The 16,936-nt window shown below is 69.9% G+C and carries 11 protein-coding genes; 1 reads left to right on the plus strand and 10 read right to left on the minus strand.

Annotated elements, in window-relative coordinates:
* Nucleotides 1-18: 18 nt before the first annotated feature.
* The 9 genes from ACIPWY_RS20045 to ACIPWY_RS20085 all read right to left on the minus strand — a co-directional run bounded on the left by ACIPWY_RS20045 (nt 19) and on the right by ACIPWY_RS20085 (nt 14,460).
* Nucleotides 19-1,059, minus strand: coding sequence for an ABC transporter permease (locus ACIPWY_RS20045; protein WP_401534135.1), 1,041 nt, complete (start codon nt 1,057-1,059; stop codon nt 19-21).
* Complete coding sequence (locus tag ACIPWY_RS20050) at nt 1,056-2,018, minus strand: ABC transporter permease (RefSeq protein WP_401534137.1); 963 nt, start codon at nt 2,016-2,018, stop codon at nt 1,056-1,058. Before ACIPWY_RS20050 ends, ACIPWY_RS20045 begins: the two co-directional genes overlap by 4 nt.
* Nucleotides 2,011-3,570 (minus strand): sugar ABC transporter ATP-binding protein, encoded by a 1,560-nt coding sequence (locus ACIPWY_RS20055; RefSeq protein ID WP_401534139.1) that lies wholly within the window; start codon nt 3,568-3,570, stop codon nt 2,011-2,013. Before ACIPWY_RS20055 ends, ACIPWY_RS20050 begins: the two co-directional genes overlap by 8 nt.
* A 101-nt stretch (nt 3,571-3,671) precedes the next feature.
* Nucleotides 3,672-4,769, minus strand: coding sequence for an ABC transporter substrate-binding protein (locus ACIPWY_RS20060; protein WP_362903053.1), 1,098 nt, complete (start codon nt 4,767-4,769; stop codon nt 3,672-3,674).
* A gap of 192 nt (nt 4,770-4,961) precedes the next feature.
* Nucleotides 4,962-6,074, minus strand: a complete 1,113-nt coding sequence (locus ACIPWY_RS20065) for an aldose epimerase family protein (protein ID WP_393701176.1) — start codon at nt 6,072-6,074, stop codon at nt 4,962-4,964.
* A 316-nt stretch (nt 6,075-6,390) separates the two neighbouring features.
* Complete coding sequence (locus ACIPWY_RS20070; protein ID WP_401534141.1) at nt 6,391-7,401, minus strand: LacI family DNA-binding transcriptional regulator; 1,011 nt, start codon at nt 7,399-7,401, stop codon at nt 6,391-6,393.
* A gap of 263 nt (nt 7,402-7,664) precedes the next feature.
* The gene (locus tag ACIPWY_RS20075; RefSeq protein WP_401534143.1) at nt 7,665-10,064 is read right to left on the minus strand and encodes a beta-L-arabinofuranosidase domain-containing protein; all 2,400 of its coding nucleotides are present in this window, start codon (nt 10,062-10,064) and stop codon (nt 7,665-7,667) included.
* A 139-nt stretch (nt 10,065-10,203) separates the two neighbouring features.
* Nucleotides 10,204-12,807 (minus strand): PA14 domain-containing protein, encoded by a 2,604-nt coding sequence (locus ACIPWY_RS20080; protein WP_401534145.1) that lies wholly within the window; start codon nt 12,805-12,807, stop codon nt 10,204-10,206.
* Nucleotides 12,808-12,960: 153 nt separating this feature from the next.
* Complete coding sequence (locus ACIPWY_RS20085; RefSeq protein ID WP_362903059.1) at nt 12,961-14,460, minus strand: glycoside hydrolase family 47 protein; 1,500 nt, start codon at nt 14,458-14,460, stop codon at nt 12,961-12,963.
* 718 nt (nt 14,461-15,178) lie between these two features.
* Between ACIPWY_RS20085 and ACIPWY_RS20090 the strand changes: the two genes are divergently transcribed.
* Nucleotides 15,179-16,414: an MFS transporter gene (locus ACIPWY_RS20090; RefSeq protein ID WP_401534149.1), complete on the plus strand. Its 1,236-nt coding sequence runs from the start codon at nt 15,179-15,181 to the stop codon at nt 16,412-16,414.
* 162 nt (nt 16,415-16,576) lie between these two features.
* Here ACIPWY_RS20090 and ACIPWY_RS20095 read toward each other — a convergent pair whose 3' ends face one another.
* Nucleotides 16,577-16,909 (minus strand): DUF6233 domain-containing protein, encoded by a 333-nt coding sequence (locus ACIPWY_RS20095; RefSeq protein WP_362903063.1) that lies wholly within the window; start codon nt 16,907-16,909, stop codon nt 16,577-16,579.
* Between the last annotated feature and the right edge of the window lie 27 nt (nt 16,910-16,936).

The raw sequence follows: 16,936 nt of genomic DNA on the forward strand, positions 1-16,936 counted from the left end.
CGGCACCGCGCCCGTCGGCTACAACAACTGCCGCCTCCGGCCGAGCCACGTCTGCGCGATGACCACGACCGCCAGGAACGCGCCGCTGACGACCTGCTGGTAGGAGGAGTCGAGGGAGCCGATCTGGTTGATGACGTTCTGGATCACCTTCAGGAGCAGCACGCCCACCAGGGAACCGCTGACGTAGCCGAGGCCGCCGGTCAGCAGGGTCCCGCCGATGACGACCGCCGAAATGGCCTCCAGCTCCATGCCGTTACCGAGGATCGTGACGCCGGAGGCCAGCCAGGCGGCGTTGAGCGCACCCGCCAGGCCCGCGAGGACGCCGGACAGCGTATAGACGAGGATCTTGGTACGGGCCACGGGAGCACCCATGAGGGCGGCCGCGTCCTCATTGCCGCCGACCGCGTAGACATGCTGGCCGAAGCGGCTGCGGCGCAGGACGACCGCGCCCGCCACGAACAGGGCCAGGGTGATCCACACAGGGTTGCCGACGCCGAGGGTCGTGCCCTGCCCGAGCTCGGCCAGGAACGACCCCTTCTTGACGAGATAGGTGTCGGCGCCCTCGTCGGTGAGGGAGAGCATCAGGCCGCGCGCACCCAGCATCGCGGCCAGCGTGACGATGAAGGGAGCCAGCCGCGAGCGGGCGATCAACAGGCCGTTGACCACACCGATGAGACCGCAGACCGTCATCGGCAGCAGGAGCGCCACCAGGGTGCCGTACTGCGAACCCCACGCGGCCAGAACGCCGCCCAGGGCGAAGAGCGAGCCGACGGACAGGTCGATGCCGCCGGTGACGATGACGAACGTCATGCCGAGGGCGACGACCGCCAGGAACGCCGAACTCGTCGCCATGTTGGACAGGTTGTCCCCGGTGGCGAACGAGTCGAAGCTCAGCGACGCCACCGCCGACACGATCACGAGGACCGCGAGTGCGCCGTGCTGCTGGACCAGCGCGCTCAGCCGCTCGGAGCGGCTGCTGCCCACGGGCTCGGCGGCGTCGAGCAGTTCCTTCCCCGTAGGGGCCACGGTCCCTTCCGTTTCCGTCCTGGTCGCCGTCATCGCTTCCCCCGTCCGCGCGCCGCGTACACCGCCAGCACGATCACGATGGCCTGGGCGATCTGCGTCCACGAAGGCGGCAGATCGTGCTTGATGAGGGTGGCGGTGAGCAGCTGGATGAGGACGGCGCCCGCCACCGTTCCGGCGATGTTGACCCTGCCGCCGCTCAGGGGGGTGCCGCCGACCACCACCGCGGTGATCGCGGACAGCTCCATCAGATTGCCCAGCGACGTGGGGTCGCTGGCCTGGAGCCGCGCGGTCGCGAGTACACCCGCGACAGCGGCGAGGAGCGCGCACGCCACGTAGACGAGCATCAGGACGCGGCGCACCGGGAGCCCCGCGAGCTTCGAGGCCGCCCGGTTGTCGCCGATGGCGAGCAACTGCCGCCCGAAGGTGGTGCGTCGGACGACGAAGGCGACCAGCAGCGCGAGCGTGGCGGCGATGACGATGAGGTACGGGATGCCGAGGACGTCACCCGAACCGAGCGACGCGAGCCCCGGGTTGTGCAGGTCCTTGAGCTGCGGCAGCAGCACCAGGGCGACGCCCCGGCCGCCGACCATGAGGGCGAGGGTGGCCACGATCGGCTGGACGCCGACCCAGGCGACCAGTGCCCCGTTGGCCAGGCCCACCACGGCGGCGAACAGCGCCACCGCGAGCAGGGCCGGCACGAGCCCGTACCCCAGATAGAGGGCCGTGACCGAGGCGGCGAGCGCCATGACCGCACCCACGGACAGGTCGATGCCCTCGGTGCCGATCGCCAGGGCCATGCCGAGCGCGACGATGATCACGGGTGCGACCTGCACGGCCTGCGTCCGGAAGTTCTCCGCGGACAGGAAGTGCGGGGTCACGGCGATGTTGACGACGAGCAGGACGGCCACGCCCGCGTACACGCCGTACGTCTGCATCCACTGCAGGACGCGCGCACGGTCGAGGACGGCCGGCCGTATCGCGGCCTCAGCCATGGCGGGTCACCTCCCCGGCGGCGCCAGGGGCGGGGCTGCCCGCCGCGATGGTGTGCATCAGCTTGTCCTCCGTGACGTCGTCGCCGGTCAGCTCGCCGACGACCGCGCCGTCCTTCAGCACGACCACGCGGTCGGACCCTTCGATGAGTTCCTCCAGGTCGGAGGAGATGAGCAGGACACCGAGGCCGTCCTCGGCCAGTTCGTCGACCAGCTTCTGCACCTCGGCCTTGGCCCCCACGTCGATGCCGCGCGTGGGCTCGTCCAGGAGCAGCACCTTCGGGTGCATGGCCAGCCAGCGGGCCAGCAGCACCTTCTGCTGATTGCCGCCGGACAGCTCACCCACCTTCTGGTGCGGCGAAGAGGCCTTGATACGAAGTCGCTTGACGAACGTGTCCACGATCTTGTCGACCTGGGCCTCGGAGACCAGACCGAAGCGGGAGAGCCTCGGCAGCGCGGCGAGCGCGATGTTCTCGCGGACGGAGAGCCCGGGGACGATGCCCTCGCTCTTGCGGTCCTCCGGCAGCAGACTGATGCCGGCGCGGATGGCGGCGGGCGTGGAGCCCGCGCGCAGCGGGACCCCGGCCACGGTGACACTGCCCGCCTTCGACGGCAGAGCGCCGGAGATCGCCTTGGCGGTCTCCGTGCGCCCCGACCCGAGGAGCCCGCCCAGACCGACGACCTCGCCGGGACGGATGTCCAGCGAGACTCCGAGCAGCTTGTGAGGAACCGTCAGATTCCGTGCGCTGAGCACAGGTTCGGAATCCGCGGCATGGTGGTCGCCGGTGAACTTGGTGACGCCCTCGCTGCGTACCTCACCCATGTCACGCCCCAGCATCGTGGACACCAGCGTGAGCCGGTCCAGATCCGTGAGACGTCCGGTGTGCACCCGGCAGCCGTCCCGCAGTACCGTCACGGTGTCGCACACGGCGTACAGCTCGTCGAGCCGATGGCTGACGTAGATGACGGCGATCCCCTCCGCGCGCAGCCGGCGGATCACCTCGAACAGGGTCTCCACCTCGCGCGGTTCGAGTGAGGAGGTCGGCTCGTCCATGATGACGACCCGAGCGTCGGTGGCGACGGCCCGGGCCAGGGCCACCATCTGCTGGGCGCCGACGCCCAGCATGCGAAGTGGCCGGCGCACATCCACCCGCACTCCGTAGGCGCGCAGCGTCTCCTCGGCCTCACGGTGCATACGGCCGAAGTCGAGCAGCCCGAACCGGTTGCGCGGCTCGCGACCCAGGAAGAGGTTGCGGGCCACGCTCAACAGCGGGATGAGGTTGACCTCTTGGTAGATCGTGGAGATGCCCGCGTGCTGGGCCTCCAGCGGTGTCGCGAAGGAGACCGGGCGGCCTTGGTAGGTGATGTCTCCGGCATCGGGCCGGTACACGCCGGTGAGCACCTTGATGAGCGTCGACTTGCCGGCGCCGTTCTCGCCGATCAGGGCGTGGACCTCACCGGCGCGCAGCGCGAGGTCCACCCCGTCCAGGGCCCGGACACCGGGGAACGACTTGCTGAGTCCGCGGACGGTGAGGACTTCGTCGGAGGGAGCCACCTGTGCCTCCAGGGTGGGTGAGGGCTCGGGCGAGGAAAGGGGAGTACCGGGGGGCGGGGGTGGGGCCGCTCGGACCCTGCCCCCGCCCGTCTGAAGCAGTGTCAGAACGCCTTGCCGATGTCCGACTTGGCGTTCTTAGCGTCGTAGGCACCGTCCTGGATGATGACGTCCTGGGGGACTTCCTTGCCCTGGGTGAACGTGTCGAGGGTCTGGAAGGCGAGCGGGCCGAACCGCGGGTTGGACTCGATGACACCGCTGATCCAGCCGTCGACGATGCCCTGGACCGCGTTGCGCGTCCCGTCGACCGTCACGATCTTCACGTCCCCGGCCTTCTTGCCTGCGCCCTTGAGCGCGGCGACCGCGCCGAGCCCCATCTCGTCGTTCTCGGCGTAGATCCCCTTGATGCCGGGCTTGGACTGGATCAGCTGCTCGGTGACCTGCTGGCCCTTCTCGCGGGCGAAGTCGCCGGTCTGCTGGAAGACCACCTTGAGGTCCGGGGCCTTCTCCTTGATGCGGTCCTTGAAGCCCTTGGTGCGCTCGGTGGTGACGTTGTTGCCCGCCGCGCCGAGCAGGATGGCGACCTCGCCCTTGCCGCCGGTCGCCGCGATCATCTGGTCGGCGGCGCGCTCGCCCTGGTCGACGAAGTCCGACGCGATGAAGCTGACGTAGTCCTTGCACGCCGTGGCGTTGATCTTGCGGTCGATGGTGACGATCGGCACCTTCTTGGCCGCGGCAGCCTTCAACACGGGTTCCCAGCCGTCCGAGTTGAGCGGGGCGATCACCAACAGGTCGGCGCCCTTGGCGAGGAGGTCCTGCACGTCGCTGATCTGCTTGGAGAACTGGGACTGGGCGTTGGCGGTGAGCAGCTTCAGACCGCGCTTGTCCGCCTCGGCCTTGATCGAGGCCGTCTCCGCGATCCGGAAGGGGTTGGCCTCCTTCTCGGACTGCGAGAAGCCGACCGTGGCGTTCTTGAGATCGAGCTTCTTCCCGCCGTACGCGTCGATCGTGCAGCCCTTGCTGCCGGGCTTCGGCGTGACGACCTTCTGGCCCGCGTCGGCGGCGGACGCGGAGGAGTCCGACTTGTTCGCGGCGTCGTCCTCGGACTTGGCGCAGCCGGAGGCGGCGAGGGCCATGGCGGCGGCCAGGACCACGATCACAGGGCGGGCGGTGAGGTGACGGCGGTGGGTGAAGTGCTTCATGGTGACCCCGATCCGGGTGACGCGGCGACGGAGGGTTGGCAGGGAGCAGCGAGGGCGGCGAGTGTGCGGCTCGACGAGGCGAGAGCCTTTACCGGTCCGCCCGCAGGAGTTTTTACATCGTTGAAAGGAGGGTGTAAAGCCTTTGTACGGGACGTGACCGCCCTGTGATTCGGACGGCCCGCCCGGCCGCGGTCACGGTGCGACCGCTGTGAGGTGCGGGAAGCTGAGCACGGTCCGGCTGCGAAGGATCTGGTCCGGGCGCAGGACGGTGTCCGGATAGTCGGGGCGGTTGGGGGAGTCGGGGAAATGCTGCGTCTCCAGGCACAGGCCCGCGTGGGCGCCCAGCCTGCGGCCCAGGAAGTCGCTGAAACCGCCGTCGAGTTGCTGCCCCGCGTACACCTGGAGCCCGGGCTCGCTGGTGTGCACTTCCAGCACGCGCCCACTGCCGGGGTCCTCCAGGCGAGCCGCGCGCCGCAGGCCCAACTGCCCGTCGCCAGAAGGGCGGACGCGGTCGTCGAGCACCCAGCAGTGGTCGTAGCCGCCGGCGCGCGTCAGCTGAACGTCGGGCTCGGTGATCCGCGCACCGATCCGCCGCGACCGGGTGAAGTCGAACGGCGAACCGGCCACCGGTGCGGGAGTTCCAGGGAGCGGGAGGCCCGTTTCGTCGATGGGCAGATACGTGGCGGCGTCCACGGTCAGAAGGTGGTCGAGCACCCCTCGGTCCGGGTCCCCGGAGAGGTTGAAATAGGCATGGTGTGTCAGATTGACCGGCGTGGGACCCTCGGTGACGGCGTGATAGTCGAGCGTGAGGGACCCGTCGGATGTCAGGGTGTAGGTGACCGACACCCGGAGCGAACCGGGAAAGCCCTGGTCGCCGTCCGGACTGTCCAGGCTCAGCCGCACACTCGCGGCGCCGTCGGGCCGCTCGCACGGCTCGGCCCGCCACACCCGGCGGTCGAACCCGTCGGCCCCGCCGTGCAGCGCGTTGCCCCGGTCGTTGCCGGGGATGTGGTGCCGCGTTCCGTCCAGGGTGAACGAGCCCGCGGCGATGCGGTTGGCGAACCGCCCCACCACGGCGCCGAGATACGCGCCATGGGTGACGTAGTGCTTCACGTCCGGGAGGCTGAGCACGACCCCGGCGGGTGGCCGCCTCCCGGGGCCGGGGACAGACAGGGAATGCAGTACGGCGCCGTACGTCAGCACGGCGGCCTCAACTCCGCTCGCACTGCGCAGAGTCCAGCGCTCGATCGGGAGGCCCGAGGGGGTGGCGCCGAAGGGTGCCGGGAAAGGGGCGGCGAAGGACATGGGCTCCTCGCGGGGGTGAGGGCCGGGCTCCGGCCGGCGCCGGACGCGGGCGATGCCGGCGGGGGCGCGGACGGAGCCGGAGACCGGCAGCTGCGGACGCCTGGACATTACAACGTTGTAAGAGACCGGTACAGGTATCTGCTCGGATCTTTCGGTTGTCCGGCGGTCATCGGCGCCGACCCCTCGGTCCTCCGGCGTCAGGCCCTCGGTAATCCGGTGCCTTTTCGGTGGTCGTCCGGCGCCTGTCAGGTCGGGGAGGTGGGCGAGAAGTCGCCTTCGCGGCGCAATGGGCGGGCGGCCGCCCCCGCCGCCCGGCCTACGTGTTCCGCCCCAGCGTGCTCTCGCGTGCGATGAGCCGGTAGTCCGCCCAGACGCGTCGGGGCTCGGGCGCCTGGCCGCTGAGCCGGGCCAGCACCGACTCCACCGCCATCCGCGCGATCGCCTCCTTGTCCGGCGACACCGAGGTGAGCGTGACCGCCCCGAAGTGCCCCTCCACGACGTCGTCGAAGCCGACCACGGCGACGTCCTCGGGCACGCGCATGCCACGCTCCGACAGCACCCGCATCGCACCGATGGCGATGGGGTCGTTGTACGCGAACACGGCGTCGGGCCGGCGTCCGGTCTCCAGGATCCGGGTCATCGCGGCCGCGCCGTCCGCGTGCCCCCACCCCTCGGTCGTCGCGATCAGCCCGTCGTCCACGGAGAGGCCCGCCGACAGGAGTTCCTCGCGCCACCCCTGAACTCGCAGGTGGGCGGGTTGGCTGTGGCCACGGCGGGCGCCGATGAACGCCACCTCGCGGCGCCCGAGGTCGATCAGATGACGGACGGCGGCGCGGGCCGCGGCGACGTTGTCCACGGCGATGTGGTCGTACGGCAGGTCGTAGTGGCGCTCACCGAGCAGGACCAGCGGCACGTTCTCCGTCCGCTCGCGCAGGTCTTCCGCCTCCAGCTCGATGGGGCTGAGGATCAGGCCGTCGATGACGCGGGCGCGGAACCCCTGACTGACCAGGACCTCTTGTTCGCGCCGGCCTCCTGTGTGGTCGAGGAGCACGATGTAGTCGTGGACGGCGGCGGCGTCGATCACCGCGGCCGCGAGTTCGGCGAAGTACGGGTTGCCCAGCTCGGGCAGGGCGAGAGCGATGATGCCGGTCCGCCCCTGTCGCAGGTGCCGCGCGGTGAGGTTGGGGCGGTAGCCGAGCTCGTCGATGGCCTGCTGCACCCGCTCGCGCATCGCGGGTGTGACGTGCTGGTAGTTGTTCACCACATTCGAGACGGTCTTGATCGACACGCCCGCACGCGCGGCGACGTCCTTGAGGCTGACCCGCACAACATTCCTTCCGGTGGCCTGCCGGGCGCCGGGGACCGGTGCGTGCCCGCACGGCGCCGGAGCCATGGCCCCGGCGCAAAAGCTCTGGAGCCGGGCTTGCAACGTTATACGTCCGCATGGCGAAAGGTGGCAAGGGGATGGATCCACCCAGGACCGGCCGCTGGACCAGCGGCTCGAACGTCGAGGAAGCAGACCCCCGTCCCCCGCGCACCGACGGCGTGGCGCGCCGGGATCCGTCCGGCGCGCCACAACCGATCACGACCTCAGAGCAGCCGCCACAAGTGGTCGTCGGTCCCGTTGTCGTCGAACTGGACGACCTGCGCGCTGTCCGCCGTCGACATCCCGTCCACGCCAAGGACCTTGCCGCTGTTCTTGTTGCGGATCCGGTACCACCCGTCCCCGCTGTCGACGAGCGCCCACAGGTGGTCGGCGGTGCCGTTGTCCTCGTACTGGACGACGTGTGCGCTGTTGGCCGTCGACATCCCGTCGACCCCGAGGACCTTGCCGCTCTGGCCGTTGCGGATCAGGTGCCAGCCGTCGCCCTTGTCGACGAGCTGCCACGCGTGGTCGCCCGTACCGGAGTTGGCGAACTGGACGACGCGGGCACTGTTCTCGGTCGACATCCCGTCGACCGCCAGGACCTTCCCGCTGTGCTTGTTGGCGATCCGCCGGAACGCGGGCTCCGGCGTCCACGCCCTGCCGTCGGGCGAGGCCTGGGGGAACGCAGTGATCCGCAGCCGGGCCGCTCCCATCGGGACGAGCGTCACCGTCTCCACGGGCGCCTCGCTCCGGGCCGGTCCGCCCTGCAGAGGCGCGACGACGTGCTCGTCGTCCGCGACCCACTCCTCGATACGACGGGCGCGCGCCGTGATGTGCACCGGCGTCGTGCCGTGAGTGAAGGGGTTGTCCCCCACCGGCCCGTCGTCGCGCCGGAACGCGAGGCCGGCGTCGGGCGACAGGCCGTAGTTCCAGGCGGAGGTCGCGTGCACCTCGTAGTGCGGGAACGTGTCGTCGCCCGCGTAGCGCTCGTACTGCTCGCCGATCTTCAAGGAGTAGGTGAGCGGTCCGTGGTCGACGCTGACGGCGTCATGGTTGCCGGGCCAGTGGCGCAGCGAAGTGTGCTGCGGCAGGCGCAGCGTCACCACGTCCCCGTCGTGCCAGGTGCGCTCCACCCTGGCCCAGACCGGTCCGTCCTTCGCCGCCGAGTGCTTGCCGTTGACGAGGAGTTCGGGCCCGCGGCACCACCCCGGGATACGCAGCTGGAGCGGGAAACGTACCGGCTTCGGAGTGGAGAGCCGGAACTCGACCGTCTCGGTGAAGGGGTAGCCCGTCTCCTCGACGATGGACACCTCGGTGCCACCGGCGACGCGCGTGCGGAGCGTGCAGGGTGCGTACATGGCGGCGGCGAGGCCGTCGCCGGGGGTGGCGAGCCACAGCTCCTCGTTGAAGTAGGGCCAGCCCATGCCGTAGTTGTGCGGGCAGCAGCGGTACTGGTCGACGCCGGGCTGCAGGGACTGCATGGCGAAGCCGTTCTGGAACTGCCCTTGTGTCTTGGGGGTGTTGTTCAGGTCGACGCTGTTGGCGCTCGTGACGTAGTGCAGGGACTTGCCCTGCGGGTCGAGCGCGGCGGGCAGCATGTTGAACGCGAGTTCCTCGCAGCGGTCCGCCCACACCGGGTCGCCCGTGATGCGCGTGAGCAGTTCGTGGCTGGCCATGAACTCGACGATGCCGCAGGTCTCGAAGCCCTGCCGGGGGTCCCCGAAGCCGGGCCGGTAGTTCTCGTCCCCCGCCATGCCACCGCCGGGGAACTGGCCGTAGGCGCCCATCACGGCCTCGTAACCGCGGTAGGTGGCCCGGGTCAGCTCGGCCGATCCGGTGAGCTGCGCGTACTGGGCCGGCTCACGGAATCCCTGGGCGATGTTCACGTTGTGGCGCGAGGGCGTATCGCCTGTCCAGTCCGCCCCGAGGGTGTGCATCTTGCCTGCCAGATCGAGGAGGAACTTCTCCCCGGTACGGCGGTACAGCCACACCACGATGTCGAGGCCGTCACCCCAACGGAAGGAAACCCAGCTGGAGTTGAACGCCCCGGGCCCTTGGGCGTTCATGAAACTCAGGAAGCGGGTCACGAACGGGACGACGCGCTCGTCGCGCGTGTACTCCTCGTACGTCCGCAGCGCCATCAGCAGCGGCAGGAACGGCCAGAAGTCCGGACCGCCGTTGAGCGAGGTGCGCAGTGCTCGCGGACCGAAGAAGCCGTCGCTCTCCTGCGTGGCGAGGATCGCGTCGATCCACTCCCGCGAGCGGGCCAGAGCGTGTGCGTCACCGGTGGCGACCGCGAGCGGTACATAGCCGCGCAGCCAGTACGGAAGTTCCTCCCACGCGCCGCGCTCGGGGTGCACCCAGCCGGTGTTGTCGAAGTCCAGGAAGTGGGAGAGGTCCTCGTACCGGCCGCACAGCCCGTCGAGCTGGAGCTTCAGCTGCCCGGCGAGCCAGCCATGGGCGGTGACACTGCCCGAGGGCAGCTTACGGAACGCATCCGGAAGCAGTGTGCCGGCCGACGGCCGTGAAGCCGCCGCCGCGGACGTGGCGGACGGGCCGCCGAGCGCCGCGGCGCCCAGGCCCAGGGCGCCGACGCCGAGAAGAGCGCGTCTGCTGACAGGCATGCGGGTGCTCCTGTTCAGGGGTACGGGGGAGGAGATGCGAAGGGGGTCGTGCACAGGGGAGAGGGCGAGCCGTGCCCCGGTCCCCCTCCGCCCCGAAAGGCGCGAAAGGGGGACCGGGCACTTGCCGGACCGACCGCGCTCAGCTGCCGGAGCAGCCGGCCACGGTCGCCTGCGACGCGTCGCGGATCAGCGCTTCCTGCGCCGCCTTCACCCGCTTCACATCCGGCTTGACGATCTTGCGGTCGTACGTCAGCAGGCCGTTGAGCTCACCCTCGACGTCCGAGATCTGGGTGTACACGGCGCCGTTGCTGCCCTGGCAGGCCAGCTTGTGCACCTCGGCGAGCCGCGCGAGGTAGTCGTCCGTGTACTTCGCCGGGTCGACATCCACGTACGACTGCTGCACCGCCCAGGCGTGACCGGGCACCGCGAGGCCGAGGCCGCCGTATTCGCCGCTGACCAGGGCGCGCTTGCCGTCGGGATGCGGCGGCAGGGCCGGGCTCGGGTAGCCGTGCTCGTCCATGATGTCGCCGGTCCCGCCGTCCGCCCCCAGGTTGAGGCCCGACATGTTGTTGACCAGCCGCGTCGGGTCCCAGGCCTTGGCCTGCTCGGCGATGCGGCCCACGTCGTACTGGCCCCAGCCCTCGTTGAAGGTGACCCACATGACCACCGAGGGGTGGCTGCTGTGCTGGTCGATCATCGTCTTCATCTCACGCTCGTACTCGGCGCGCGCGGCCGTGTCCGGCGTCGCGCTCATGGCCGGCATGTCCTGCCACACCATCAGACCGAGCTTGTCCGCCCAGTAGAACCAGCGGTCGGGCTCGACCTTGATGTGCTTGCGGACCGAGTTGAAGCCCATCTGCTTGTGCATCTTCAGGTCGTAGGCCAGCGCCTCGTCCGTCGGCGCGGTGTGCAGCCCGTCGGGCCAGAAGCCCTGGTCGAGCGTGGCCATCATGAAGACGGGCTTGCCGTTGAGGAGGGTGCGCGGCGTACCGTTCACCTTCTCGACGGAGATGGAGCGCATCCCGAAGTAGCTGCCGACGCTGTCCTTGCCGACGTTCACCTTGAGGTTGTAGAGGAACGGGTCGTCGGGCGACCACAGATGCGCCTTGTCGATCTTCAGGGTCAGCGGCGCGCCGGTGACCCCGCTCGCCGTGGCGACCTTCCGCTTGCCGTCGTACGCCGTCGCCGTGACGGGCACGCCGTCCCGCACGCCCTTGGCCTCGACGGTGGCCTTGCCCGCCGCGACGTCCGGGGTGATCTTGAGGTCGGCGGCGTGGTCGGCCGCGACCGACTCCATCCACACGGTCTGCCAGATGCCGGAGGAGGGGGTGTACCAGATGCCGCTCGGGTCGAGGCGCTGCTTGCCGACCGGCGGGTTCTCACCGCCCTGCGCGTCCGTCGGGTCGTAGACGCCGACGATCAGCTCCTGGGTGCGCCCCGGCTTCAGCGCGTCCGTGACGTCGGCACTGAACTTGTCGTAGCCGCCCTTGTGTTCGGCGACCTTGGTGCCGTTGACGTACACCTCGGACTGCCAGTCGACGGCCCCGAAGTTCAGCTGGAGGCGCTTGCCGTCGCCGACCTTCCAGCCCGCGGGGACCGTGAAGGTGCGGCGGTACCACATGCGGTCCTCGTGGCGCTCGATGCCGGAGAGCTGCGACTCGACCGGGTAGGGCACGAGGATCTTCTCACCGAGCTGCTTGCCGACCGGCGGCTTGTCGCCGGACTTCGCCGCGGCGAACTGCCACTCGCCGTTGAGGTTCTGCCAGGCGTCCCGGGTGAGCTGCGGGCGCGGGTACTCGGGGTGGGCGTTCTTCGGCCCCACCTCATCGGCCCACTTGGTGCGCAGCTCGTACTCGGAGTCGTTCGGGCCACTGCTCCAGAACTGGCCGACGGCCTTGCCGCCCGTTCCGGTCAGCCCGCCCTTGCCGTCGTACGTGACATCGGCCTGGCCGGACGCGCCGCCGCCCTTCTTGCCCACGACCGGCTCCTTGAGCCCGACGAGCAGGGTGCGGGGGTCGGCCGGGTCGGCCTTGATCGTGGAGAGCGGCCACTGGGCGCCGCCGATCACGGCCTGGAGGTGATCCGCTATGCCGGCCGGCGGGGCCGCGAGGGACTGCGCGAAGTCGAGCTTGAGAGTGCGGCCGTCCTTGAGGACGGTCGTCGATATCGCTCCGTCGTAGTCCCAGCCGTCGGGCAGCCGGAAGGCGGAGGAGGGGATCGCTTCCTTGGTCTCGCCCGGCTCGGTCCAGCGCAGATGGAGGTTCGAGCCACCGAAGTGCTCGAAGTACTCGACCTTGATGTCGTAGGCCTGGCCGGCCGTCAGGTCGACGGGCTGGGAGGTCTGTTCCTTGTCCCAGTCGTCGACCCAGTGGTCGATGGCGAGCTTGCCGTCGACCCACAGCCGGAACCCGTTGTCGCCGGTGACGGAAAACGTTGTCGCGCCGGTCTTCTCCGGTACGACCTTGCCCGTCCAGCGCACACTGGCGTCGTCGGCCTGGCCGGTGGCGGTCCGCAGCCGCGGCTCGAGGGTGTCGAAGTCGAGTTTCGGGTCGAAACCGGTGGCCTTGAGCTCGTGGAAGTCGAAGGCTCCGGGGGCGGACTGGGTGTAGTACTCGCCTTTGAGGCCGTGTGGTTCGACCGGGTCGCCGGCCGCTGTCGCCGACGGCGACACGGTGAGTGCCGCGAGGCCCAGGCCCGCGGCCAGCAGCATGGCCAGTCGGCCTCTGAGTCGTTTGGTGCGCACGAATCCTCCTTGACTGAGGAAGGGGGGCGGCTCGTCGCCTGCGTCTGTACAACGTTGGAAGGAACGGGCAGTTGGCATGACAGCACGCCCTCAGGGGCGCTGTCCAGGGTCATGACAAGACGACCCCCGGGTACCGCCGGGGGCCCGCCGGGATCAGCGCACGCCGCGCAGCAGCTTGCCCTCGGTCGAGAGATAGCCGGTCTTGTAGTCGTAGCGCGGGGCGGCGGCGAAGATGAGGTAGAGGTACTTCATGTTCTCCGCGAACCAGTACGCCGGAGTCAGATCTCCGAGCGTCATCGGCGAGGTGGTCACGTCCGAGGCGATGGTGTAACCACCGTCGACGCGCAGGTTCTTCATCCCCTTGAAGTACGTCCACGCGGTGTCGCGCCACTCCTGCCGGCCATCTAGCTGGAAGAGGTTGAACGAGGAGTTCACGTACTCCGGCCTCAGCTGGTTACCCTTCTGCGTCGCCGAGAAGTCGGTGTAGTCGATCTCCTCCGGCAGCACGGGATAGCGCTGCATCACCGCAGACCAGGACCGGTAGTACGCCTCGCCGTGCGGCTGGTCGCCGCCCATCGCGAGGAGACCGCCGTAGAACGAGGCGAGCTCCGAGGCGCGGGTCCCGGTGGTCTCGCCCGTGTTCATGTCGACCTGGCGGAACCACAGATGACCGTCGACGGTCACCGACTGGCGCCGCAGGATCGCGTTCGTGGTCTCGCGGTACCAGTCGAGCAGGTCCCGGTCGCCGAACAGCTCCCAGCCGCCCCACAGATACTCGTAGAACGAGTCCACCGGCGGGTTCGGAGCCGTGTCGGTCCCGTCGGCCCACTTCCCGGTCTCGACGTTCAGCGACGTACCGAGCAGCCCGAGCGGCGAGATGCGCCGCATCGTCTCGCGGTAGGCCTTCTTCGCCGCCCGGTAGTATTTCTGATCACCCGTCAGCTGCGAGAGCACCCCGAACTCGAGGATGTTCGTGCCCACTTCGGCCAGCGGGGGCGTGTTCCCCGAGACGGCCCCGGTGCGCAGGTTGACCTGCGTGTACGGGATGCCGGTCGGCGACTTCGTGAACGCCGGGAGCAGCCGGTCCGCCGCCTCGCGGGTCAGCTCCAGGAGCCTCGGCCTGCGGGTCACCAGATAGCCGGACAGGAGTCCGCCGACCACGCGGATGATCGCCTCGAAGACATGGAAGTCGCCGTCGATGTCGAGGTCGAGATGCTTTTCCAGGTAGTCGCAGCTCAGCTTCAGCTCGTCGTCGAGCTCCATCACGTAGAGCGTGTCCAGCGCCTCGATCACCGACAGTGCGACGGGGTGGCCCGGGACGAAGAACTCACTGCTCGTGCCGGACACGGGCTTGACCTCGTCGTGCCCCCAGGCGGCCTTCTTGTAGCCGTTCCAGCCATGGAGGAACTCGGCGCGCACCTGGGCCGCCTTCGCGCGGTCCGCCGGGGGAAGGCGGCGGCCGCCCGAGGCCGCGACGGGCCTTGCCGCCGCCGCGGCGACAGGGGAGCCCAGCAGGCCGGACGTCGCGGCCGTGGCGCCGAGCAGGACCGAACCGCGCAGAATGCCGCGGCGGGTGAGGGTTCTCTTGTCGGCAGGGGAGGAGGGAGCGGAAGGGGATGAGGGAGAGGAGGGGGAAGGGAAGGCTGACGTCATGCGGGATCTCGCCTTCTGCTCAACAGCTCACGGCTGCAGGGCAATTGATAACGTTGTCACCGTTCACGGGGGCGCTGTTGCCGAATGCGGAGGGGGCTATGAATGCTGACGGGTTGCCAGAGAAGGTAGCGGCTCGGCGCTCTTGTTCACGGCCTCGACGCGCAGCCGCGCACACCGCAGGTGCGGGGCGGTGCTTCACCGTGCGTGCTTCACCATGTGTGCTCATCGCGTGGCGCTTTACAACGTTATATGAGCCGGGTGGTCCGGAGGCAAGGGTGCGGTCATGGCCAATTCCGCTTGCACTGTGCGGACCTGACGGGCCGTCTCGCCCGCAGCGGCATCTCCGCGTCCGGCGACAGCCCGGCCTGGCGCAGGGGCTCGGCGATGTCGGAGTGCGCGACCGAGGGATCTGTCCGTGCGCCGCCACTCTGCGCCCGCCTGTGGCGAGGTGCGGTGCGCGGCGTTCGGCCCGACGTCCATGGGGCCAGGGTCATCCGAATGCCGGGCGCGTGCGTCCGGTGGCCTGGCGATTTTCCTGGAAGATAGAGACAGAGCCCCGCTCGGCCCACCCCCCCCGGCCGGGCGGGGCTCGCTCTGTGCGTGCGGGCTCTTCAGTGGTTGTCCGACGGAGTTACTGCGCAACTCTCTTGCTATTGCACGTAATGTGCAACAAGCTGGCCCGGTCCTTACCGCCCGCCCTAGGACGCGGAGCCACGACATGCCCCAGCTGGTGCCCGAAGCAGGACCCCAACGCGTCATCGCCGCATCGAACTTCGTCAACACCGTCGGCAGTGGCCTCTACCTGACCGCCGGCGTCCTGTACTTCACCCAGGACGTCCGTCTCCCCGCGACGCAGGTGGGACTCGGGCTCGGTGTCGCCGGCTTCGCCTCGCTCGCCATGGGCATAGCCGCGGGCCACCTCGCGGACAGGTGCGGAGCGCGCGGAGTCTACGCGGCGACCATCGTCGTGCAGGCGCTGGCGACGGCGGGCTTCGTCCTGGTGGACAGCTTCTGGCCGTTCGTCCTGGCCGTCTGTGCCGCGACGGGGGCGACGGCTGCGGGACGGGCCGCGCGCAGCCCGCTCATCAGGCGCTTCGGCGGGGACCGTCCGCAGGAGTACCGCGCCTACCTCAGGGCCGTCACCAACACCGGTATCTCCCTCGGCGCGCTGCTGGCGGGCGTGGCTCTCCAGGTGGGCACCCACACCGCGTACCAGCTCCTGGTCGTCGGCAATGCTGTCGCCTTCGGCGCCTCCGCCGCGATCCTGCTCTTCCTGCCGCCGGTGGCTCCGGAACCGATGCCCGCCGGCCCCCGCTGGATCGCCTTGCGGGACCGGCCCTACCTCCTGCTCACGGCGCTGGACGGCATCATGGCGATCCAGTTCAAGGTGCTGACCGTGGCCATTCCGCTGTGGCTGGTCGTCGCCACCAGCGCGCCGCACTGGCTCGTCTCGGGCACGATGCTCGGCAACACCGTCATCGTGATCGCCCTTCAGGTGCGGGCCAGCCGCTCCGTCAACTCCCCGGCGGCGGCCGGGGGCGCGTACCGGCGGGCAGGGGTGGTCTTCCTCGTCTCCTGTTCGCTGATCTCCCTGTCCGCGGGCGCACCGGCCTGGGCCGCCGCGACGCTCCTCCTGGCCGGGGTGGCGGTCCATACCGTCGGCGAACTGTGGCACTCCGCCGCGGGGTTCGAGGTGTCCTTCGCCCTCGCCCCCGAACGCGCCACCGGCCAGTACCTCGGCGTGTTCGGACTGGGTGCGGGCCTCGCCGACGCGCTCGGCCCCAGCCTGCTGATCGCGCTCTGCATCACGTGGGGCCGACCCGGCTGGTACGTCATGGGAGCCCTGTTCACCGTCACCGGCCTGGCGGCCCCCTTCGCCGTCCGCTGGGCTCAACGCCCGGCGCCCGCAACGGACATGTCGCTCGACGTGGCATGGAAGGAGACGGCCGCGTGAAAGGTCTCGGGTTCTTTCGAGGGCGAGCGCGAAAAGGGGGGAGAGGTCCTTCCTGGGGGCGGAAGCATCCTGGGCCGGCAGGCGTCCTGGGCCGGGAAGCGTCCTGGGGCGGGAACCCGGAGGCCGCCTCGCGACGGCGCTCTTACGGGAGGCCGTGAGGGTTCAGTCCAGTACGCCGAGCACAGCGTCGGGGTTGCAGTGCGGGCAGGCTGGCACCTGCTCCCAGAGGGCGCGGCGCGCCTGGTCGTCCGTGACGCCTCGCGACCGTTTGCCCGCCATGTGGCAGCCGCCGACGTGCACGTACACAGGGGCGCGTCCGCCGAGGCCCATCTCTAGCAGCCAGTCGGGGGCCGGTGGCCGGTCCCGCTCGCCACGCCGCCTCTCCGCTTCCTGCCGCTCCGCCTCCGCGATCTTGCGGCGCACCCTGTCCAGGGACAGCACGAGCCACGTCTCCAGCGTGCGGAGCCGTGGCAGATCAGGCGGCAGTTCGGACATGTGTTCGAGTCTACGACGGTTTCCGGC

This window comes from Streptomyces sp. NPDC090032 (assembly GCF_044748025.1).
Classification (GTDB): domain Bacteria; phylum Actinomycetota; class Actinomycetes; order Streptomycetales; family Streptomycetaceae; genus Streptomyces.

Excerpts from the sequence above, each read along its gene's own strand:
- ACIPWY_RS20065 (WP_393701176.1), bottom strand. The coding sequence starts at position 6,074 with ATGTCCTTCGCCGCCCCTTTCCCGGCACCCTTCGGCGCCACCCCCTCG.
- ACIPWY_RS20045 (WP_401534135.1), bottom strand. The coding sequence starts at position 1,059 with ATGACGGCGACCAGGACGGAAACGGAAGGGACCGTGGCCCCTACGGGG.
- ACIPWY_RS20090 (WP_401534149.1), top strand. The coding sequence starts at position 15,179 with ATGCCCCAGCTGGTGCCCGAAGCAGGACCCCAACGCGTCATCGCCGCA.
- ACIPWY_RS20050 (WP_401534137.1), bottom strand. The coding sequence starts at position 2,018 with ATGGCTGAGGCCGCGATACGGCCGGCCGTCCTCGACCGTGCGCGCGTC.
- ACIPWY_RS20075 (WP_401534143.1), bottom strand. The coding sequence starts at position 10,064 with ATGCCTGTCAGCAGACGCGCTCTTCTCGGCGTCGGCGCCCTGGGCCTG.
- ACIPWY_RS20085 (WP_362903059.1), bottom strand. The coding sequence starts at position 14,460 with ATGACGTCAGCCTTCCCTTCCCCCTCCTCTCCCTCATCCCCTTCCGCT.
- ACIPWY_RS20095 (WP_362903063.1), bottom strand. The coding sequence starts at position 16,909 with ATGTCCGAACTGCCGCCTGATCTGCCACGGCTCCGCACGCTGGAGACG.
- ACIPWY_RS20060 (WP_362903053.1), bottom strand. The coding sequence starts at position 4,769 with ATGAAGCACTTCACCCACCGCCGTCACCTCACCGCCCGCCCTGTGATC.